Source organism: Providencia sp. PROV141 (assembly GCF_028481645.1).
GTDB lineage: Bacteria > Pseudomonadota > Gammaproteobacteria > Enterobacterales > Enterobacteriaceae > Providencia > Providencia rettgeri.
On sequence record NZ_JAMPPR010000036.1, the window covers coordinates 1 to 19,550 of the forward strand.

A 19,550-nucleotide genomic window follows, 5' to 3' on the forward strand; every position below is an offset into this window, starting at 1 on the left:
TTATGTTGCATTACAGATTGATTTTTATAGACATTTTATTTAACCAATTGATTATCATTGATAATTGATTAATTTTTTTGTTATATATTATATTTCTGTATTTTAAAGCATCAATTAAAGGTTTTTAACTCACAAAAACCAAAAATATGAATTTATCATCTAAATGATTTCACTTACATCGTGTCATTTCACAGAGTGGCTTTACTTAGCAATCAAAAATGGACTATTATTGTGAAAAAAATGATTAAAATATGATAACAATTAGTTAACCACGAAAGTGGTTTACTGACACTCTTAATTGGAGTAATTAAATCATGATAATTCAAAAAAAATGAATAAATAAAATTATTAACTAATTTTATTTTTAAAGGCTGGAAAATAAATTAGTTGAGTATGTTGTTTGTGGCTTTAAAAATAATTATTGCCCTTAATATGCATAAGAATACCTCAGTTTTATCAAATCAATTGCCTAAATAACTGAGGTATTCTTGGTGTTTAGTTCATATTATTATGTTTAGTGCTAGCCTTATGTTGATACAAGTCATTAAATTGCTTATTGATTCAACCAAATACCACTAAACCTTTTTTCATTACTCGCAGTATAAATTACAGTATGGGCGATATTTCGATGCCCTAAATAGTCTTGGATTAATCGTGTATCCCGACCTAAATCAGCTAATGCATAGCCGCATGCATGCCTTAGCATATGAGGATGAAGCTTTACAGGAAGCCCAGCTATTTTTCCATACTGCTCAAATAAACGATAAATTTGATAACGAGAAATTTGGCTTCCCTTTTGTGAAATAAATAGACAATCTGATCCCGCTGTTTTCCAAGAATCTCTTTCAACTAGCCATTTTTCAATCGCATTAAACTCTTCGGGAATTATAGGCTGTACGGTAGACAGCCCTCCTTTTAGTCTCCTAATAAATATCACTTTCTGCACTAAATCAATATCAGCCATTGTGATATGAGTGAGCTCACTAACTCTTAACCCATGCAAAAAGCTCATTAATAACAAGCAATAATCGCGATTAGGATAGCGACCTTGCTTTGTAGCATCCAATAAAGAATTCACCTCTGTACGTGTAATAAATTTACGTTTAGTCATTATGATCTCATCTATACCTCGTTATATTTTGCTATATACCAACGATAAATTAACTAAAAATAATAATTTTTCAGAAAATTAAATATAATATGTCAGAAATGTCAGTGATGATACCGAAATGCAAGCACTTAATCATAATATCACTAAGGCATAAAAGAACAGAATTGTGAGTGGTTGAGTGATAAGTTGATTTATAAGGTAATTATGTTGTTTTCATTGCATGAATGATGAGCGATAAAGGCGTCCTCACATGGGGTGTCAGTCTATATCCCTTTTCACCCTCTAATACGAAATAGTGTATACTTGCCGACAAGAAATTTATTCACGGTTAATTAAATAATGAAAGAAATTGAAAAAACACAAATTAAGCTTCTTAGCGACCGCTTAGACCTTATTCGTCACCAGATGGCAAGTATGCAACTGACGAGCGATGCAGAAAAATACGCAGAACTCGAAAAAGAAAAAGTGACGTTGGAAACTGAAATTACTCGCCTGAAAGCGGTGCGTAACATAAAGCTCAGCAAAGAAGCACAGAAGTTAGTCGATATGCCATTCAAACGACCCATCACTAAGAAAGAACAAGCCGATCTTGGCAAATTGAAGAAGTCCGTGCGAGGTTTGATAATTGTCCATCCAATGACGGCATTAGGCCGCGAAATGGAACTGGATGTTATGACTGGTTTTTCTAAAACGGATTTCTAGTTAGGGAATCAACCTAACTAAAACCTGTAATGACTCACTAATACTAAAAGGTTCTTAGTACACTTTTCGTGGTTATGAACCGTTAGTGAGTATGAGTTCCCCCTTGTTTACTACGACCACCTCAGGTACTAAGCTAATTTTAGCAATTTAACTAAAAATAGTGATTCTACTATTTTTCTACTTTCCTATTTTCAACAAACCTTTCAGTGCCACAATATTCACCCTGAGCCCTTCAGTTTCTATTTAACTTTAACTATTGACGTTTTTGAGCGCTCACAGGAGTCGTACTTGATGGGTAATGGTATTGATATTAAATGAGTTTACTGAGTTGGATAAATAGCAGTGCCCCCATTAATGCCCCCAGATTGGTTTTTGAGTGGTAGGCTTTAAGAAAAAATCATTTCCTTCCTCTATTCTTTTGCGCATCACTATTCTTTTTTTTAGTTAAGAAATCGATCCTTTTAGGGAGTCCTGAGTTGAGGCAATCAATAACAAATTTGGCATATTCTACAAAATACTCAACCTCATGCTTTTTGATAAACTTACCTGTATGCGCTATTTCATTCCTTATTTTCCTGAGTGATTTTGGGCCGACAAATATTGCATTATATGCATCAACATTTATTCCTTTAATATGCTTCAAAGGCCTCCAATTAGCGTGGATAAATGATAAATTATCAGGCCAAGGATCTTGAATTTTATCATAATATTTATTTAATCGGAGAAGTACCTCAATGTTGCACCATAACAAAAACACTGCCAAACTTGGTTCACAATTGAAAATATGAGTTGCCCTTGTTTCATATTTTTGTTCTTCCAACAGCTTGAAAGATTCATAAGCTTGTGTGTGTAATCTATTAATTTTAGCCATTTAGTTATCCGGATAGAAGATTAGGAAGCAAAGCATCACGCAAACTAGAAAACTACTTCTTTTGCTTACTTGTTTCCAGTAAATCTTTCAGCGCCGCAATATTCGCCCTCGCCCCTTCGGCCTCTTTCAGTTGACGACGTTTTTGAGCAAAAATATCAAACATTTCTTTAGCTTTTTCGTCAGCAGATTTCTTACTAATCCCACCAGCACCTTGCAAAACATCACGGTCATTGAAACTTAAAAACTGATCCAGCTTTATATCCCAATCCTGTAAAAAAACCTGCTTACGGCGCAGTGCTTGGTCTTCGGCAAAGTCGAGCCACATATTGACAATACGGTTTAATTCTTTCAGTTCATTTTCACGTAGATAATTCTTCGCAACCGTTACATCCGTTTTACGAACTTCATCAAATTTATAGCTGGTTAACCCCATATCCGGCTGACTGGCATCTGCACGGCTAGCAATAAGCTCAGCGGCAGTCATGCCCGTACAAGCAAAATGCAATTTGTTTTGGATAGTTTGAAAAAAACGAGTGGTTTCTTTATTTGAAGGCTCATAATCCGCTGCCATGGTGAATATCTCCTTCACCCGTAAATACACCCGTCGCTCACTGGCGCGTATATCACGGATGCGTTCGAGCATCTCATCAAAGTAATCTGGCACGACTGACTGACCGATAGGCGGATTTTTCAACCGCTCATCATCCATCACAAACCCTTTGACCAGATACTGTTCCAGCGTTTGTGTTGCCCACTGACGAAACTGTGTACCGCGAACTGAACGGACACGGTAACCGACCGCTAGGATCATAGAAAGGTTGTAATGCAGCGTATTGCGATTAACCTGTCGATTACCTTCTTGTCGAACTTGTAAGAAAGACTTACAAGTTGAATTTTGTACAAGCTCACCCTCTTCGTAAACCGCTTTAACATGTTGAGTTATTGCCTGAGGTGTTACCTGATAAAGATTGGCAATTTCAGCCTGAGATAACCACAGCGTATCAGATTCAAAGCGGCATTCGACGCGAGTCTGACCATCTTCACTGCGGAATAAAACAAATTCGCCCTGTGGTGCCTCAAGAAGATTATCACTCATCAAATTGCCCTCGGTCTATGTACCATGAGTAAACTATGAACAACAATATAGCATATTTAACAAAAAAATAAGGCCACCAGCAAATAGATAGCAAGCACATTATTTTATGTAAAAACAATGTACTACTATTACCTATATTCATTCTCTGCAAGAAAAATGTTCGTGCATCTTTTCAGTCATCGCCCACAATGCTTTATTTAATATCCCCATCAATACCATTTACTGAACAAGTACAAGCTCACTTACCTTTTGCATTTCGTCCCGATAATCCACCTTTAATTAAGCTCTCCTGCAAACGTTGATATAACCTCGAGATATAACCCCCCTCCATCGGTCATTTTATAGGGGGTTACCATTGGCCTTGAGGCCGCTACCTGACTGGCTTTGAGCTTTATTGTGGGGGCATCCAAAAAATAGGGAAAAATTATGCCCCCAATTTTGCCCCCAAATTTTTTTGGTTAGTTTTACTATGCAAAATAGAGGGTCAAGTATTGATATAAAGTTAGACAGACAATAATCACATATTCAATTATTAGCTAACACACTGAAAAATTAAGTAATTTCCACCCTACTTAATTAGTGTCTTTTACTTAGAAATTTTTGACAATGACTTATTTATGTTTCTCAACTCATTTACGATTTTTGTTTTCGCACTATTATCCGCTGACGAAACAGCCTTAAAAGAGTAAATTTCAAGAAAGCTTTCATTCGTAATTAGCTTATTAAGAATTGAACGATTGTTTGCCTTATAAAAAGCTGTTTCTACTCTAATTCCTTTATCTTGAAACCATTTATCTAGCCCATGATAGTCACCTATCATGGAGACTCTTGAAGCACCTGGGGCTAAAAATGGAATTCCTGTGAATAAAGCACCATCAATCATCTCTTCAGCATTTGAATTACTATGAGCAAATTGGGGTAATTTCCTATCTAACTTGAACGTTACGTTTTTTGCAGGGCTTTTACCGATATTTTTTATAACTAAGTTCAATAGCGTTTTTGCATCTTTATCTAGTTCTAGGTAAACGATAACATCAGGGCTTGAGTTATCTTTATATATTAAGTAACTGATGAATGATGACATTATGGCTATCAACATCATTAAAACATTAATTATCAACCCACTTATCTGTATGCTATCCACACCCTACCTCACTCAATATGCCTAAAGTTTACCTATATAATAACCATACCAAAGCAGATAACATTTTTATACATTGCAAAAGATCCTAGTTCTTGACTACTCCAAAAGGAAACTGAAGGCAAACGCTAGTAGAAAAATAGCAATAAAATAATTAACCTTATAACTATCAAAAGTTTATTTACTAGCTAATTGCTGTAATAAATGTTCTGCAACCTCAATAAAACTTTTAGATGCCTCTTCATATGAATGTGGCTCTTGAGAATAGACCAGTGGACTTAATTTTGTTTTATATAATTGGCTTAGCAACTGCCCTTTATCATCCTCACTGTCTTTGATCATTTTTAAGCATTTGCTTAATACTCTGTGAGGGCTATCTACAAACGCTTTAAATTGCCAAGCGTATTCTTCTAAATCAGTATTAACTGTATATTCAAACATGCCTGCTGCTGTATGGATAGCGTTTGGATGGATAGTATGAATTCGCCAAACATCATAAATATGCCTTACTAACGCCTCATCGAATTCAGATTGTTTGACACCCTCACAATACATTGCAAATCGTCTTAAAAGTGATAACACTTTTTCAGCAAGCGTTTCTGCAATATTAATACACTCGATATCAAAATCAGGATAATTATTGCCTTTTATTAATTGCTGATAGAGATAATTAATTTTTAATTTTTTAGTCTCTAAATTAATGGGGCGATTTATCAGTTCAACCTTAATGCAGCTACGCAAAGGGTTAGCTCCCCCGCTACTGAAGTGCCCTTTATAGCTTAAATCAACATTATAATGGCGATGTTTATCATTAATTTCTGGATTTCCACCAGCTTTATCTGTGAGGTAGAAGCCAAGAACCTCAAGGTTTTTAGTAAGTTGATGATGAATATCTTTTAGCCGTGCTTTATCTGAAGGGAATTCTCTTTTTAATTTATAATTAGAAGGGACTTCTTGAAGAATAACTTTTATATCAATATCTTCTGACATTCGGTTAATTAAATTATAAGCCTTCGATAAGCAAGTACCACCAGCGAAAACAAACCTGACTGGTAAATCAATATTGATCGGTTCATTTGGTACTTTCTTACTTCTAGGATCAAATCCTTTCAACTGAGCTTCATGCACAATATGCAAGCTTGCCAAAACACGCAGAGCATCTGTTACATGGACATCTTTTTCTGCAACAAATGCAGGTAGCCCATTCAATAACCCTGCAGCCTCTGCATCTTGAATATCAGCAATTTGGTCTTCCGTAATTTTTTTCATATTGAACATTTCTACCTGAAACAGTGATGTTTCGAGATATTTTCCTTCCTGGAGTTCGAATTTGTAGCTGCATTGGGATTTGAGTCGTTTTACCTGCGTTATAATCCTTTAAAGCCTGTCCTTGAGTTACTTGAACATTAAGCTTTTGAAAGGTTTCCTCCACAACTGACTCAAATGGTGCTGCTACCGTCCTTTTACCTGCAAATCGATTAAAACGAGTTTTCGCATAAACACCTAAACTCACTCGAATGATAATACCCTCTTCAACAAGTGCCGCTAGCACTTTTCCAATTTGTGATTTACTGCCTAGATGCTCTAATTCTGAACGTAAAATCACAGTACCTTTTCTGTTGGCAATGGAGCGCAACAGCTTCTGTTTTAAAAACATAGTCGACTCCTTTTAAAAAATAGGTAATAACAACTTTATATTAGCAAATTCACCATTAAAAACAATATATTATTTTCATATAATAAGTTAAGAAATGAGTCTTAATATCCATATATTTATCAGTTAGCTAGTCAGGGTCTTATCTGATTTTATTCAGCAAAAATACAACTGCTTAAGGCACCTTTCGATGCCTTAAAATATGTTTTCAGTTAGCAATATCTGTGGTTAGTATGCAGTTTTCTTGTGAATAGGTTTGATGTAATAGGTCCAGCTGCTGCCATAACACAAAATTGAGAAGTTCTTTCGCTTCTTGTGATTCAAGAGTAACAATGGCATAAATCAACGCTCGGCACTGGTCGATGATTTCTTCTAGAGTAAGAGGGGAATTATCGTACATTTCGCACCTCCTGATTAGATAGAAGTGCAGTGGTAGAACCTTTGAATGGGCTAAAAATTGTTATTGGTAAGGAGCAATTAGTCGTCGAGTCCATGATGACAACCTCTCTGTTGATGATTTAAGGGTCACCACCAAGAGACGCTAACCTCAAAGGGTGGTGAACTGAACGAGGTTAGCGTAACCGGTCAACAGAGAATCCGGTGCATCTTTCGATGCCCTCGTCCAGCCCACCATTGCTTTTCACAGGGTATAGCTGTACTCGCACATAATAACCGTTTTACGGTTGTGCCTCTATTGAATTTCGGGACGCTAATCCACGACAACGGATTTTGCCGCTGCAGAATCACTATATATGCAGGGCTACTACTGTTCAACTGAACAGTAGTACATTCGGACAAACTTTGGTTTTTAGAAAAAATTATTTATAGTGCTATCTAATTAACAAATCTAATATAAGCATCTTCAGGATTTTTTATTAGTCATGTACAATTAAGTCATATTATTTAAATAGAGAATTATAGTGAAAAATAAAATTTTAATAATTACTAGCAGTTATGACCACACATGTGACTATATAATTAACCGTTATAGCAGTATAAATTTTTTCCGTCTAAATACAGATTATTTTTCAACGTACAAAATTAGTTTTGATTTGTCAGGATTCAAAATTGAAAATAACCTTGGAGAAGAAATAAACTCAGCTAACTGTAAATCAATTTACTACAGAAAGCCTGCGTCAGAGAACCTGATAAATATTATCGATTCTAAATATCATGCATTTAGTCTTAAAGAAAGCCTCTCACTTATAGATGGAATAGTCGAAAGTTTTTCTGGTCGGTGCTTATCCAAACCATCAATTATGCGTAGAGCTGACAATAAGATTCTTCAGGCTCATCTTGCACAGCAGACAGGCTTAATCATCCCTGAATTAACTATTACTAACAATAAATTAGAGGTAGATAAATTAGGAAAAGATAAAACTATTGTAAAACCAATATCCGTTGGATATGTCTCTTATAATGATAAAAAAGAGTATGTACAAACCAACGTATATGATCCCAAAGTTAACAATGATGGATTAAAATATTCCCCTACTTACTTCCAAAAATACATAAAAAAAGATTATGAAGTGAGAGCAACATTTGTTTTAAATCAATCCTTTACTGTAAAAATAATATCGAAAGATGAAATTGACTGGCGTAGAAAAAACAATACGTTAGAATACAAGCTAATTGATATTCCAAATGATATCTATGAAAAATGTTTAATTTTCATGTCCAAAAACAATATCGACTTTGGTTGTTTCGACTTTATAGTTAGCGATGGTGAGTGGTATTTCCTTGAAATGAATGCAAATGGACAATGGGCTTGGTTAGAGTTTGAAGTTGGCTGTAATATTTCTAGCGCAATTGTAGGTTATTTAGACCATGATTAGTATTATTCATTTTCTCTTTACAATACTCAACTCAATACCTATCATCCATGTATCAAATGATGATAATTATGGAACCTATCATAATATTGAGACTATACGTATATCTTTACTTTCAATTCCATTAGGAAAAAAAATATTCTATTTTTTATCCAAAAAAAGAAACTGTAAAAAGATAGAGCTATTTAAAGTTATTTATTTTGACATCGAGCAGTGTCGAGTATCCCCAGAAGAAGTAGATGAAAAAGTTAGTAATTACGAGTTATATCTTAAAACCACCTCTCCTTTACAACGAGAAAAACAAGAAGAATTCCTAAAAATTAGGATCGCAGAAAGCATCGGCTCTCTTAGCTCATTACATAATAAAGTTTCATTCTATTCTACTATAGGGCTAGCTTTATTCGGTTTTCTTGGATATCTACTCACTGAAATTGTGAATCTTAAAACATTTATATATATAAAATGGTGGTTATTTTCTTTCTGGTCACTATCTGCACTTTACGCCTTAAATTTGGTTTTTTTTATTAAAGCGGCAATTGCTGTGACCTCATTTAATAAATCAAAATTTTCAACTTTAAGAAATAATGTAAAGGAAACAGCCTTATTAACAGCATTTTATAGAGACTGGTATGATATAACAGATGCGGTTAGATACCATGCTAGTTTAGTAAAAAATATAGAAAAATACCTTAGTTATCTCATTATTTCATGTGTTTTAACTTGGGGAATTCTTTTCATATCTACGAATATATTAACTTATTCATATGAGTTCTGTATTGTTAATTTTAAAAAGTATCCTCTAAATTTTATAGTGTAATAATTGGAGTTATATTAGATGAAACCATATATTATGAATTATAGTGAAACACTAACTATAAAAAAGTCAGATGCAGTGAAAAATGTCAATATTATTGATTCTACTAGAAAAACTTTCACTATAGAATCAGATGACCATGATGAAATTCAAGGATTATCTACAAGACTTACGGAAACTATCGAGAATAGTGATCGTGATGAGATTTTAGACTTAAGTACAATACTAACAGAGAATAATGAGAATTCAGATCGTGACAAAATCCGTGCTTGCTCAACCTTTCAAACCCATACTGTCGAAAACAGTGATCGTGACGAAATTTTAGGGTTAGATACAATAATAACTGAACGAATCGAAAACTCAGACCGTGACGAAATCTATTATATAGACGCAATTGAACTTAAAAATTTAGATGAGTGTAATTTATTATCCACCATTGAGACCCGAGTCTTAGAGACATCTGATAAAGACGAAATCTTTTACATGTTATCTGATACAACAGTCATTACCAAAGTAATCGAACAATCCGATAAAGATGAGTGATTTACTACTGTTATTCTTAAATGCTAACGCCCTCCCTATAGTTATTTAGGTAGGGCCTTCATGTGTTCCCCCACACTATTCATCCTCTCCACCACCTCAGAAAAACACCCTCACAACCCCCACCAGCACTGACATTCTCAGCTCTGAATATTTGCCCCACAACTCTTCATCAACTATTCAAGTGTTCATTCTTAGCCACCAGCCCTAGTCAATGAACCACCATGAATACTTACTGAACAGTTAAAGGAAAACTATTCAGTAGGTATTTTCATTAAATTTCAAATGATTAAGTTAATCCTGAACACAATGAACAGAACGAATCTAGATAACCATTACTTAGGTAATGTAGGATGAGATAATACCAATGCAGGCAACCAATCATTGGCCGTTTCTGATAAATCCATGTTGTAGCGAAATCCTTTATCTGTCTTAGCCTTTTTATATTCCGCGCCAAATTCCTTCATCACTTTAGGAAAATCTTTACCAAACTTAGTGAGAGAAAGTGAATATTGATGACCGTAAGCTTCCATATACGCTAAATAAGCATGATAAAGATAAACGCGAGGGGCTCGAGGCGAAATAGCCAAAGTCCCCATATACATACCTACAGCTTCACCCAACTCAACAATATGAGCACAAAAACCATAGAGTGGATCAGCTTCCCGCTTCACGCCCATTGCTTCGACCGAATCACGCTGTTCAATCAATAACTGTTTTGCTTGTTCCTGGTCATGAAACTCCGCTAATAAGGCGCGAATAACTACAGGTAACTCGTTAGCAATTTTCTCTCCAATAAGTGGATCTTTCTCAGACTCTTTTACTGGATGGTTAAATGCAAAAATTACACGTCGTCGTGCTATACCACCTTGGCGTTCACTAAAATTCATCGGCTCATTATTTGTTGCCAGTACAACAGCCGTCAGCACCGTGCTAAATTGCTTCTCATATTTACCATCAATTTCGACAAGGTCACCACCTGTAATTGCTTTGATGCCAGCGCCTTCCCCCACATATTTAACCTGATCGGGCAGTGTAATTAAGCTCTTACCGACAAACTGTGCTCGTCCTCTAGCTTGATCCAGCGTAGCCATATTTCCTGATGCTGTATTTTGCTGGCCAGCTAATAAAGTTGCTATATGCGTAAAAATTGATTTTCCGCTACCACCTTCCCCAGTGACTTCGATAAATAGCTGCCAATCAAAACGATTAGACAAGATCATAAATAATGCTGCTTTGATACGAAATGCTTTTAACTCATCATGGTTTGCTACATGGTTTAACCAGCGAGTAAAATGAGGTGCATGCTGTGTAAGGTTTTCATTGGGGTTTGGATTAGTAAAATAAATACCATTATGGTTTTGAAGCCAATCAGCTGCTTGATGAGCTCTAAATACTTTTAAACTTAAATCATAAACTCCATTCTTAAAACCAATCAAGTATCTAGGCTGCTCAGACATCATTGGTATTTGCAATTTCATCGCTTCAATCGCATTTCTGATCCCTGATGGCGAGTATGGCGTTTCATTTTGATTGAAAATCATCACCAACTCTCGTCTTAACATATTATCTGGTAGTTTTTGCCAACACTCACCATCATAGTGATACACCATCTCACTCTCTGGCTGAATTGCTATTTCTCCATAATGTTCCGCAAGTAATTGTCCCCTCTGGCTGGCAGCCATTTGGGATAATGCAGGGTGCAATGCTTTAGATTTGGAGACGTTAGCTTGTTCTTGTGGTTGATAAAGGCCTTGATAAAAACTGTTTTGTACCTGGTCAATACTCACTTGCTGGCGGTAATCATCCCAATCGGCTTTATAGACAGTAGGTGGTAACGTAACCCACCCATTTACCGCTCTCGCCGCTTTTTCTGCAGCAAGTAACCCAGTATTAGGTTTACCCGTTGAGCTTACATCATTATCTGCAGCAATAATGATTTTTGCTGAAGGCCACTGCGCACGAAATCCACTAGCAACCGATAATAAATTACCTGCATCAATCGCTGCGACAACAACAATATCACCTAAAAATAATGATAAACTTTTTGCTGTCGCATACCCTTCAGTTAACACAACGGTATCAACTTTAGCCGGTAGAAGCGCTAAAGAAATAAAAGACCCTTTTTTCTTGGTACCTGACAATAATTTTTTTGTACCATCCGGTTGGATGATCTGAGCTCCAGTGATCATACCAATTGTATTTCGCAGTGTTAGCAATACAGACCCATCCGGCAGAACCGGCAGTTTATGACCGAGTAACCCTTTATCAATAAGGTAACGTGATTCCGCTTGGATTGTCTTTGTAATCAATCGAGAGAGATTTGTTTCTACCGGTGTGCTTGATATACCTAAAATCTTAGCAACTAGTTCCGCTGATTCCCTTAACGAGCAATGCCGAACATTTTTAACAAGGTCTAACCCATCGCCAGATTGAGGCTCGCATTGATTACAGAACCATGTTCCAGCACCTTTAAGGTCATCAAAGCGAAATCTATCTTTTCCACCACAAGCAGGGCATGGTGAATGCCGTTTACTGTGATGGATGCCTAATGTATCTAATATAAAACCCCATTTCCCACAAGCTTGAGCTGCAACATCCCCAATAAAATGACTCATAAACATTCCTTTTGCGCTCAAAATTGGCCAATAAATTCCATTTTCTCTTTTAACTGCATACCAAATAATTAAATGCAGATAATCTGAATTTGCCAGTTGACTATTGATACAAGTAAAAATACTTATACACTCAGAATATCCACCTGTTCTCTTACTCCTCGGTGGCCAAACGTCCCCGATACATAAAACCCATCGGGGCGTTCTTATAAAGCTTCTATTACTGGAGGAAAATAACGCTCCTGTTATTTTTTAGCCTATGACATATAACATTGAATATTACGATAATGATGTAATTTCCTTTCTTCTCGCTCAGCCAGCTCACTTGCAAGCTAACTTTATCCATATAACGAATCGTATGATGCGTTACGGAATCACGATGGCAGACACGTCCCATAGGCATTATGACGAAGTTTTCGAACTGCATTTCTTTGAACCTAAAGGCTTGAATAGAGTCATCTTTATGGCTCAAATAGATAAAAAAATCATAATGTTGCATATCGTAGTACAAAAAACGCTTTTTATGCCTTGGAAAGAAAAAGGAAAAGCAGCCCAGCGAATGAAGGAGCTTAAATTTGGATAATGAACATAAACTGACAGACCTTACACATGAGCAACTTATTGAGCTCATGCTACAAAGCCCTTCAGTACAAGAAGAATATGAACGGTTAGAATCAGTACTCAATTCAGGAGATGAGGAATAAAGCAACAAACTGTTATTTGATGCTTTCATTTACTATTTCTCCGTGAATTAGCGATCTGTTGCTCAATCCACTCATTGATTTCACTTTCAACAAAAGCGATAGACCGGCCACCTATCTTTATTGGCTGAGGAAATCGCCTTTGTTTTAATAATTTATAAACCCAAGGACGGCTAAAACCCGTACGTTTTAGTACTTCTGGCAGCCTAATTAATGTTTCGTAAGTCATTCCGTGACTCCTTTATTGATGATAAAAACCTGATTAACCCTTATTTATCGATTTATCGCTTCTGGCCAAAATGGCCATGCAAGATATTCCCGCCATGTTCAAGGTTATCCATATAATCCGCATACCACTGAAGCATTTCTCGTCGTCCATCAAGGTATAATGCGTGGTTATAAGTACCTCGAATAGAATTCCTATCTACGTGAGCAAGGTGAGTTTCAATCCAAGCTGAGTTATAACCCTGCTCATGCAAAATAGTGCTCATCGTGTGCCGGAAACCATGCCCTGTAAGACGCCCTTTGTAACCTATCAATTCAATGACCTGATTGATACTTTCCTTACTGATAGGCTTACGATGAGTATTACGCCCAATAAAAACTAAAGGGTATCGGTGGGATAACGGTCGAAGTTGCTTAAATGCCTCAATGACTTGAAGTGATAAAGGAACAACATGCGGACGCTTCATCTTCATATGCTCTGGTGGGATATGCCATAGACCTTTATCTAAATCGATATCCTCCCACCGCGCAAAACGTAATTCTTGGGTACGAACCCCTGTTAGCATGATAATTTTAGTGGCCGTTTTAGTGATAATGCTTCCTGTATAGCCGGATAAATCACGTAGAAAATAGGGCAGCTCTTGAGCGGTTAAAAATGGGAAATGTTTTCTCTTATGGACCTTCAGCGCACCCACTAAATCAGGTGCAGGGTTATATTCGACTCTCCCTGTTATAATCGCGTAACGAAAGACCTCACCGCAGCGCTGGCGAACTTTACGAAGCTTTTCTAATGCTCCCCTCTTTTCGATGCGCTTTAAGGTTCCCAACAGCTCCATAGGCTTAATTTCAGCAATTGGCCGCCGACCAATAAATGGAAAAATATCTTTCTCAAAGGTATCGATGATTTCTTCTCGATAACGCAGTGACCAGCGATCTGCTTTGCTTTTGTGCCATTCACGCGCAATAGACTCAAAACTGTTTTCCATTCCCATTTTCTGAGCCATTTTTTCTATTTTTTTAGTTTCCGCTGGATCAATTCCATCCACTAAGAGCTTTTTGGCCTCATCCCGTTTTTTTCGCGCATCAGCGAGTGAAACTAGTGGGTACATTCCAAAAGAAAGTCGTTTCTCTTTTCCTCCAAAACGATATTTCATTCTCCAAGCCTTCGATCCGTTGGTGTTAACCTCGAGATATAACCCCCCTCCATCGGTCATTTTATAGGGGGTTACCATTGGCCTTGAGGCCGCTACCTGACTGGCTTTGAGCTTCATTGTGGGGGCATCCAAAAAATAGGGAAAAATTATGCCCCCAATTTTGCCCCCAAACAGGGGTAGAAACCAGTAAACAAGGGGAGAACCAGACAGACTTTGAGATGATTAATCTTATTGATTTAAAAGGAAAATATAGCTTTTAGAAGAAATTCAGAAACTGCGTTTGGCGGAAGATCACAGGAGTCGAACCTGCCCGGGACTGCTGGCAGCCCCAACTGGATTTGAAATCCAGCCGCCTCACCGGAGACGACGATCTTCCTCTATAGATTGGAAAATGATTATAGACTGAATTCATTATTTTCCAAAGCATTGAAACTACAACTATTGCCTTTATTGATAAAAGCCAACAAAAAACCCATTTATTGATAAGTGTTAATAAGAAAAAACGCTAGATTGATGTTGAGGTTTGTACATCTGCCCCCATATACTTTCTTATATTCGCTATGGCGTACTGGTTATATGATCCATAACATTAGCCCTATTTGGGTATAAGTTCGCCATTTAACTTTTATTGTCAACACAGTAAGCCTTGGCCTACGAGCACAAGCCTGCAATCACAGGATGTTTTATGACAAATTCATTATTAGCCGATTCCGCACTACCCCGCTTTTCTACTATAGAGCCTGCGGATGTTTTCCCCGCAGTCCAACATGTACTCAATGAATATCGCCAAACAGTAGAAAACCTGCTGAGTGCAACGGATCAATACACTTGGGACAACCTGTGCCAACCTTTAGAAGAAGCCAGTGATAAGCTTTCTCGTGTTTGGTCACCAGTTAGTCATTTACACTCGGTGAAAAACAGCCCAGAACTGCGCGAAGAGTATGAAAAATGCTTGCCGTTACTGTCTGAATTCAGTACTTGGATGGGGCAACATGAGCCTTTATATCAAGCTTATAAGTCATTAAAAGAAGGGGCTGAATTTAATTCCCTTAGCCAAGCTCAACGTAAATCAATCGAAAATACCTTACGTGACTTTGAATTATCAGGCATTGGTTTACCCGTTGAAAAACAGCAACGTTACGGTGAAATCGTCGCACGTTTGTCGGAGATAGCGTCTAAATTTAGCAATAACGTCCTTGATGCTACCATGGGTTGGAGTAAGCTCATTAAAGACGAAAATGAATTAGCGGGTATGCCAGAAAGTGCAATTGCAGCAGCAAAAGCCATGGCTGAATCAAAAGGTGAAGAAGGCTACTTACTCACCCTGGATATGCCAAGCTATTTACCTGTTATGACCTATGCTGACAATGCAGAATTACGTCGTGAGATGAGTCATGCATATAGCACCCGTGCGTCTGACCAAGGTCCAAATGCAGGTAAATGGGATAACAGCGAATTAATTGATGAACTGATGGCCTTACGCCACGAACTAGCGCAATTATTAGGTTTTAAAAACTACGCAGAAAAATCCCTAGCGACCAAAATGGCCGAATCGCCAGAGCAAGTGCTGAATTTCCTCAATGATTTAGCCGACCGAGCTCATCAGCAAGGGGAAAATGAACTGGCTGAACTGACCGCTTTTGCTAAAGAGCATTATGGTGTCGATACGCTTGAATCATGGGATCTAGCCTATTACAGCGAAAAACAAAAACAACATAAATTCTCATTAAATGATGAGCAGTTACGCCCTTATTTCCCTGAACAGCGCGTCCTGAATGGGTTGTTCGAGGTTGTACATCGTATCTATGGTTTAACTGCCAAAGAACGCAATGACGTCGAAACATGGCATAAAGATGTGCGTTTCTTCGAACTCTATGACGAAACCAATGCCCTGCGTGGTAGTTTCTACCTTGACCTCTATGCCCGTGAAAACAAACGTGGTGGGGCTTGGATGGACGATTGTGTAGGTCGTATGGTGCATAAAGATGGCTCACTACAAAACCCTGTCGCTTACTTAACTTGTAACTTCAACAAGCCACTCGGTGATAAACCTGCACTGTTTACCCATAATGAGGTCACTACCTTATTCCACGAATTTGGTCACGGCTTACATCATATGTTAACGCAAATTGATGTTGCAGATGTTGCAGGGATTAACGGTGTGCCATGGGATGCTGTCGAACTACCAAGTCAATTTATGGAAAATTGGTGCTGGGAGCCCGAAGCCCTCGAATTTATTTCTGGCCATTATGAAACTGGCGAACCATTACCAACAGAAATGCTCAATAGCATGTTAGCGGCGAAGAATTACCAGTCAGCCATGTTTGTTCTGCGTCAGTTGGAATTTGGTCTATTTGACTTCACCTTACACGCTGAATATGACCCAGCAAAAGGTGCGCAAGTCATGCCAACGTTATATGCAATTAAAGATAAAGTCGCAGTGGTTCCTTCACCTACATGGTCGCGCTTCCCACATGCTTTTAGCCATATTTTCGCAGGTGGCTATGCAGCAGGCTATTACAGCTACTTGTGGGCAGATGTGCTCGCGGCAGATGCATACTCACGCTTCAGTGAAGAAGGTATCTTTAATCGTCAAACGGGTCAGTCCTTCCTCGACAATATCTTAAGCCGTGGGGGTTCTGAAGAGCCAATGGCACTGTTTGAACGCTTCCGTGGCCGCAAGCCAGAACTTGATGCGATGTTAAAGAGCTATGGTATCCATGGCTAATGACATTGCGATCCAGTTGATCTGTGAAGAGGGTGCCGATCCCGGCACTCTCTCTCAACTTTCTGAAAAATGGCAGCTTTCTCATACCCCTGATGCCGTTATGGCTGTCGTACTTACGCCTGAAAATTTACAACTGCGTAAGCTAGATGAACCTAAATTAGGAGGAATTTTTGTCGACTTCGTCTCTGGGGCTATGGCCCATCGCCGTAAATTTGGAGGGGGTCGTGGTGAAGCTGTTGCCAAAGCTGTGGGAATCAAAAAAGATTATATTCCCGATGTGATTGATGCCACTGCTGGCCTAGGGCGTGATGCCTTTGTTCTCGCCGCTCTCGGTTGCCATGTCCGCATGTTGGAGCGCCATCCTGTGGTTGCTGCACTATTGGACGATGGCTTACAACGAGGCTATCAAGATGCAGAAATTGGCCCATGGTTACAAGAACGAATGTCATTGATTCATGCATCCAGTATTACAGCACTAAGCGAAATAACCCACGCGCCTGATGTTATCTATCTTGACCCGATGTACCCTCATCGACAAAAAAGTGCTTTAGTGAAGAAAGAAATGCGAGTATTTCAGTCATTGGTGGGAGCAGATGATGATGCAGATTCATTATTAGCCCCTGCGATTGCTTTGGCTAAACGTAGAGTAGTTGTTAAGCGCCCTGACTATGCAGAGCCCCTTGCGGGACAAAAAGCGCCATCAGCGATTACCACTAAAAACCATCGGTTTGATATCTATCCATGCATTAAAGATAACGAATAAACGTAACGGCGAAGGGCGTATGTACAGGTGAATTTATCAGTATGATACAGCCGCCCTTTCGCGTACGTTTTGAGGTCAGAGAATTACAACACACCCTGCCCAAGCATTGCATCAGCGACTTTTACGAAGCCCGCGATATTAGCACCTTGAACATAGTTTGTTTGTTTCTCTTCACCACCGAATTCCACACAATGCTGGTGAATATCCAACATGATATGGTGTAGACGAGCGTCAACTTTTTCAGCTTTCCAACCTAGACGAGCCGCATTTTGAGCCATCTCAAGACCTGACGTTGCCACACCACCTGCATTAGCCGCTTTACCTGGAGCAAACAGCACTCCCGCTTCAAGGAACAGTTCGGTTGCAGGGATCGTCGTTGGCATATTAGCCCCTTCAGCGACCGCTTTAACACCATTTTTGATTAACACTTTTGCTGCATCAACATCCAGCTCATTTTGTGTTGCACATGGCAGAGCAATATCGACAGGCACATTCCATGGTTGCTGGCCCGCTAAGTAAGTTAAGCCAAACTCTTTTGCATATTCTTCAATACGACCATAGTTGTTTTTGATTTCTTCCAAACGTGCAAGTTTTTCTGTTGTAAAACCGTCTTCATCAACCACAGTACCGCTTGAATCAGAAGCTGTAACCACTTTAGCGCCAAGCTCCATACATTTTTCAATGGTGTACTGTGCAACGTTACCTGAACCGGAAACTGCTACACGCATCCCTTCAAAGCCTAGGCCATGGCGTTTTAGCATTGCATTTGTGAAATAAACCAAACCGTAACCGGTTGCTTCAGGGCGAATTAAACTACCACCAAAAGACAATCCTTTACCGGTGAATACACAAGAAGTGTCATTAGACAGTTTTTTCATCATACCTGTCATAAAGCCCACTTCACGACCACCCACACCAATATCCCCCGCAGGGACGTCAGTATTAGAACCAATATGGCGATAAAGTTCTGTCATCAATGCTTGGCAGAAACGCATCACTTCACCATGGCTTTTACCTTTAGGATCAAAGTCAGAGCCACCTTTACCACCACCCATTGGCAATGTGGTCAGGGCATTTTTCAGTGTTTGTTCAAAGCCTAAAAATTTCAGAATGGATAAATTCACAGATGGATGAAAACGCATACCACCTTTGAATGGGCCGATTGCAGAGCTAAATTGTACACGCCATGCACGGTTGACTTGAACTTTACCTTGGTCGTCTACCCAACACACTCGAAATTGAATTACACGTTCAGGTTCAACAAAACGCTCAAGTAATGCTTGGTCACGATACTTCGCATTTTGCTCTAAGAACGGCCAAAGGGAAGTGAATACTTCACGTACCGCTTGTAGAAATTCAGGTTGAGAAGGGTCTCTTTTTTGGACAGACTCCAAGAACGAAGATAGTGATTGTGTCATCTATGTCTTCCTTTTTAACATGTAGTTGTTGTGATGTGCCTCACTCTTTCTTATCATTATTTTTAGGAAATGTGAGGTTGATTTGCGTTTGCCTATTGAATATATCATTAGTTTGTATTCTAAATTCAAGGTTTTTTTTCACTCTATAGCAAAATAAATTGCTTGACCTGCCAATAACTCCCTCA

Annotated in this window: 19 protein-coding genes, 1 tRNA gene and 1 pseudogene; 8 read left to right on the forward strand and 13 right to left on the reverse strand. The window is 38.4% G+C overall.

The annotated features are described in order from the left end of the window. Nucleotides 1-553: 553 nt before the first annotated feature. Entirely contained in the window at nucleotides 554-1,111 is a 558-nt protein-coding gene (locus PSF09_RS19475) for a tyrosine-type DNA invertase (protein WP_210836456.1), read from the reverse strand. A 339-nt stretch (nucleotides 1,112-1,450) separates the two neighbouring features. Here PSF09_RS19475 and PSF09_RS19480 point away from each other — a divergent pair, with 339 nt between their 5' ends. After that, a complete protein-coding gene (locus PSF09_RS19480) occupies nucleotides 1,451-1,813 on the forward strand; it encodes a YibL family ribosome-associated protein (protein WP_272666523.1) in 363 nt (120 codons plus the stop codon). 397 nt (nucleotides 1,814-2,210) lie between these two features. On the opposite strand, the gene PSF09_RS19485 is transcribed toward PSF09_RS19480, so the two are convergent. The 7 genes and pseudogenes from PSF09_RS19485 to PSF09_RS19510 form a co-directional block, all read right to left on the reverse strand. Beyond that, nucleotides 2,211-2,684, reverse strand: coding sequence for a hypothetical protein (locus PSF09_RS19485; RefSeq protein ID WP_272666522.1), 474 nt, complete (start codon nucleotides 2,682-2,684; stop codon nucleotides 2,211-2,213). Nucleotides 2,685-2,736: 52 nt separating this feature from the next. After that, a complete protein-coding gene (locus tag PSF09_RS19490; protein ID WP_272666521.1) occupies nucleotides 2,737-3,780 on the reverse strand; it encodes a virulence RhuM family protein in 1,044 nt (347 codons plus the stop codon). Nucleotides 3,781-3,918: 138 nt separating this feature from the next. Then, nucleotides 3,919-4,087, reverse strand: a pseudogene (locus PSF09_RS20465) (DUF932 domain-containing protein); the annotation flags it as partial. Nucleotides 4,088-4,366: 279 nt separating this feature from the next. Next, nucleotides 4,367-4,924, reverse strand: coding sequence for a hypothetical protein (locus tag PSF09_RS19495; protein ID WP_262417009.1), 558 nt, complete (start codon nucleotides 4,922-4,924; stop codon nucleotides 4,367-4,369). A gap of 174 nt (nucleotides 4,925-5,098) precedes the next feature. Then, nucleotides 5,099-6,190 (reverse strand): nucleotidyl transferase AbiEii/AbiGii toxin family protein, encoded by a 1,092-nt coding sequence (locus PSF09_RS19500; protein ID WP_272684369.1) that lies wholly within the window; start codon nucleotides 6,188-6,190, stop codon nucleotides 5,099-5,101. Next, nucleotides 6,159-6,578 carry a DUF6088 family protein gene (locus tag PSF09_RS19505; RefSeq protein ID WP_166266154.1) on the reverse strand — a complete coding sequence of 140 codons (420 nt, stop codon included), beginning with the start codon at nucleotides 6,576-6,578 and terminating at the stop codon, nucleotides 6,159-6,161. Before PSF09_RS19505 ends, PSF09_RS19500 begins: the two co-directional genes overlap by 32 nt. Before the next feature lie 205 nt (nucleotides 6,579-6,783). Beyond that, complete coding sequence (locus PSF09_RS19510) at nucleotides 6,784-6,975, reverse strand: hypothetical protein (RefSeq protein ID WP_222960151.1); 192 nt, start codon at nucleotides 6,973-6,975, stop codon at nucleotides 6,784-6,786. Nucleotides 6,976-7,495: 520 nt separating this feature from the next. Here PSF09_RS19510 and PSF09_RS19515 point away from each other — a divergent pair. Genes PSF09_RS19515 through PSF09_RS19525 form a run of 3 tightly spaced genes read left to right on the forward strand, consistent with a single transcriptional unit; the run spans nucleotide 7,496 to nucleotide 9,764 of the window. Further along, nucleotides 7,496-8,410 carry an MvdC/MvdD family ATP grasp protein gene (locus PSF09_RS19515; RefSeq protein WP_272684370.1) on the forward strand — a complete coding sequence of 305 codons (915 nt, stop codon included), beginning with the start codon at nucleotides 7,496-7,498 and terminating at the stop codon, nucleotides 8,408-8,410. After that, nucleotides 8,403-9,224, forward strand: coding sequence for a hypothetical protein (locus PSF09_RS19520; RefSeq protein ID WP_272684371.1), 822 nt, complete (start codon nucleotides 8,403-8,405; stop codon nucleotides 9,222-9,224). Before PSF09_RS19515 ends, PSF09_RS19520 begins: the two co-directional genes overlap by 8 nt. 18 nt (nucleotides 9,225-9,242) lie before the next feature. Continuing rightward, entirely contained in the window at nucleotides 9,243-9,764 is a 522-nt protein-coding gene (locus tag PSF09_RS19525) for a hypothetical protein (RefSeq protein WP_272684372.1), read from the forward strand. A 332-nt stretch (nucleotides 9,765-10,096) separates the two neighbouring features. Here PSF09_RS19525 and PSF09_RS19530 read toward each other — a convergent pair whose 3' ends face one another. Then, nucleotides 10,097-12,379: a primase-like DNA-binding domain-containing protein gene (locus PSF09_RS19530; protein WP_272684373.1), complete on the reverse strand. Its 2,283-nt coding sequence runs from the start codon at nucleotides 12,377-12,379 to the stop codon at nucleotides 10,097-10,099. A gap of 256 nt (nucleotides 12,380-12,635) precedes the next feature. On the opposite strand from PSF09_RS19530, the gene PSF09_RS19535 reads away from it, so the two are divergent. Together PSF09_RS19535 and PSF09_RS19540 are read left to right on the forward strand one after the other, a co-directional pair. Next, the gene (locus tag PSF09_RS19535; protein WP_272684374.1) at nucleotides 12,636-12,959 is read left to right on the forward strand and encodes a type II toxin-antitoxin system RelE/ParE family toxin; all 324 of its coding nucleotides are present in this window, start codon (nucleotides 12,636-12,638) and stop codon (nucleotides 12,957-12,959) included. Then, on the forward strand, nucleotides 12,952-13,080 hold the full coding sequence (locus PSF09_RS19540) for a hypothetical protein (RefSeq protein WP_272684375.1): 129 nt from the start codon (nucleotides 12,952-12,954) through the stop codon (nucleotides 13,078-13,080). Before PSF09_RS19535 ends, PSF09_RS19540 begins: the two co-directional genes overlap by 8 nt. A 25-nt stretch (nucleotides 13,081-13,105) precedes the next feature. Here the strand turns inward: PSF09_RS19540 and PSF09_RS19545 are convergent, their stop codons facing one another. The 3 genes from PSF09_RS19545 to PSF09_RS19555 form a co-directional block, all read right to left on the reverse strand. Next, nucleotides 13,106-13,306 carry a helix-turn-helix transcriptional regulator gene (locus PSF09_RS19545; RefSeq protein WP_272684376.1) on the reverse strand — a complete coding sequence of 67 codons (201 nt, stop codon included), beginning with the start codon at nucleotides 13,304-13,306 and terminating at the stop codon, nucleotides 13,106-13,108. Between the two features lie 52 nt (nucleotides 13,307-13,358). Then, on the reverse strand, nucleotides 13,359-14,573 hold the full coding sequence (locus tag PSF09_RS19550) for a tyrosine-type recombinase/integrase (protein WP_272684377.1): 1,215 nt from the start codon (nucleotides 14,571-14,573) through the stop codon (nucleotides 13,359-13,361). 164 nt (nucleotides 14,574-14,737) lie between these two features. Beyond that, a tRNA-Sec gene (locus PSF09_RS19555) sits at nucleotides 14,738-14,832 on the reverse strand. Between the two features lie 309 nt (nucleotides 14,833-15,141). Here PSF09_RS19555 and prlC point away from each other — a divergent pair. Together prlC and rsmJ are read left to right on the forward strand one after the other, a co-directional pair. Then, nucleotides 15,142-17,184, forward strand: a complete 2,043-nt coding sequence (gene prlC, locus PSF09_RS19560) for an oligopeptidase A (protein WP_272666520.1) — start codon at nucleotides 15,142-15,144, stop codon at nucleotides 17,182-17,184. Beyond that, the gene (gene rsmJ, locus PSF09_RS19565; RefSeq protein ID WP_210836449.1) at nucleotides 17,177-17,947 is read left to right on the forward strand and encodes a 16S rRNA (guanine(1516)-N(2))-methyltransferase RsmJ; all 771 of its coding nucleotides are present in this window, start codon (nucleotides 17,177-17,179) and stop codon (nucleotides 17,945-17,947) included. The genes prlC and rsmJ overlap by 8 nt, the downstream gene beginning before the upstream one ends. An 83-nt stretch (nucleotides 17,948-18,030) precedes the next feature. Here rsmJ and gdhA read toward each other — a convergent pair whose 3' ends face one another. Next, nucleotides 18,031-19,365 (reverse strand): NADP-specific glutamate dehydrogenase, encoded by a 1,335-nt coding sequence (gene gdhA, locus PSF09_RS19570; RefSeq protein ID WP_004263145.1) that lies wholly within the window; start codon nucleotides 19,363-19,365, stop codon nucleotides 18,031-18,033. Nucleotides 19,366-19,550 lie beyond the last annotated feature (185 nt).

Excerpts from the sequence above, each read along its gene's own strand:
- PSF09_RS19475 (WP_210836456.1), bottom strand. The coding sequence starts at position 1,111 with ATGACTAAACGTAAATTTATTACACGTACAGAGGTGAATTCTTTATTG.
- PSF09_RS19480 (WP_272666523.1), top strand. The coding sequence starts at position 1,451 with ATGAAAGAAATTGAAAAAACACAAATTAAGCTTCTTAGCGACCGCTTA.
- PSF09_RS19485 (WP_272666522.1), bottom strand. The coding sequence starts at position 2,684 with ATGGCTAAAATTAATAGATTACACACACAAGCTTATGAATCTTTCAAG.
- PSF09_RS19490 (WP_272666521.1), bottom strand. The coding sequence starts at position 3,780 with ATGAGTGATAATCTTCTTGAGGCACCACAGGGCGAATTTGTTTTATTC.
- PSF09_RS19500 (WP_272684369.1), bottom strand. The coding sequence starts at position 6,190 with ATGAAAAAAATTACGGAAGACCAAATTGCTGATATTCAAGATGCAGAG.
- PSF09_RS19505 (WP_166266154.1), bottom strand. The coding sequence starts at position 6,578 with ATGTTTTTAAAACAGAAGCTGTTGCGCTCCATTGCCAACAGAAAAGGT.
- PSF09_RS19510 (WP_222960151.1), bottom strand. The coding sequence starts at position 6,975 with ATGTACGATAATTCCCCTCTTACTCTAGAAGAAATCATCGACCAGTGC.
- PSF09_RS19520 (WP_272684371.1), top strand. The coding sequence starts at position 8,403 with ATGATTAGTATTATTCATTTTCTCTTTACAATACTCAACTCAATACCT.
- PSF09_RS19525 (WP_272684372.1), top strand. The coding sequence starts at position 9,243 with ATGAAACCATATATTATGAATTATAGTGAAACACTAACTATAAAAAAG.
- PSF09_RS19530 (WP_272684373.1), bottom strand. The coding sequence starts at position 12,379 with ATGAGTCATTTTATTGGGGATGTTGCAGCTCAAGCTTGTGGGAAATGG.
- PSF09_RS19535 (WP_272684374.1), top strand. The coding sequence starts at position 12,636 with ATGACATATAACATTGAATATTACGATAATGATGTAATTTCCTTTCTT.
- PSF09_RS19545 (WP_272684376.1), bottom strand. The coding sequence starts at position 13,306 with ATGACTTACGAAACATTAATTAGGCTGCCAGAAGTACTAAAACGTACG.
- PSF09_RS19550 (WP_272684377.1), bottom strand. The coding sequence starts at position 14,573 with ATGAAGCTCAAAGCCAGTCAGGTAGCGGCCTCAAGGCCAATGGTAACC.
- prlC (WP_272666520.1), top strand. The coding sequence starts at position 15,142 with ATGACAAATTCATTATTAGCCGATTCCGCACTACCCCGCTTTTCTACT.
- rsmJ (WP_210836449.1), top strand. The coding sequence starts at position 17,177 with ATGGCTAATGACATTGCGATCCAGTTGATCTGTGAAGAGGGTGCCGAT.
- gdhA (WP_004263145.1), bottom strand. The coding sequence starts at position 19,365 with ATGACACAATCACTATCTTCGTTCTTGGAGTCTGTCCAAAAAAGAGAC.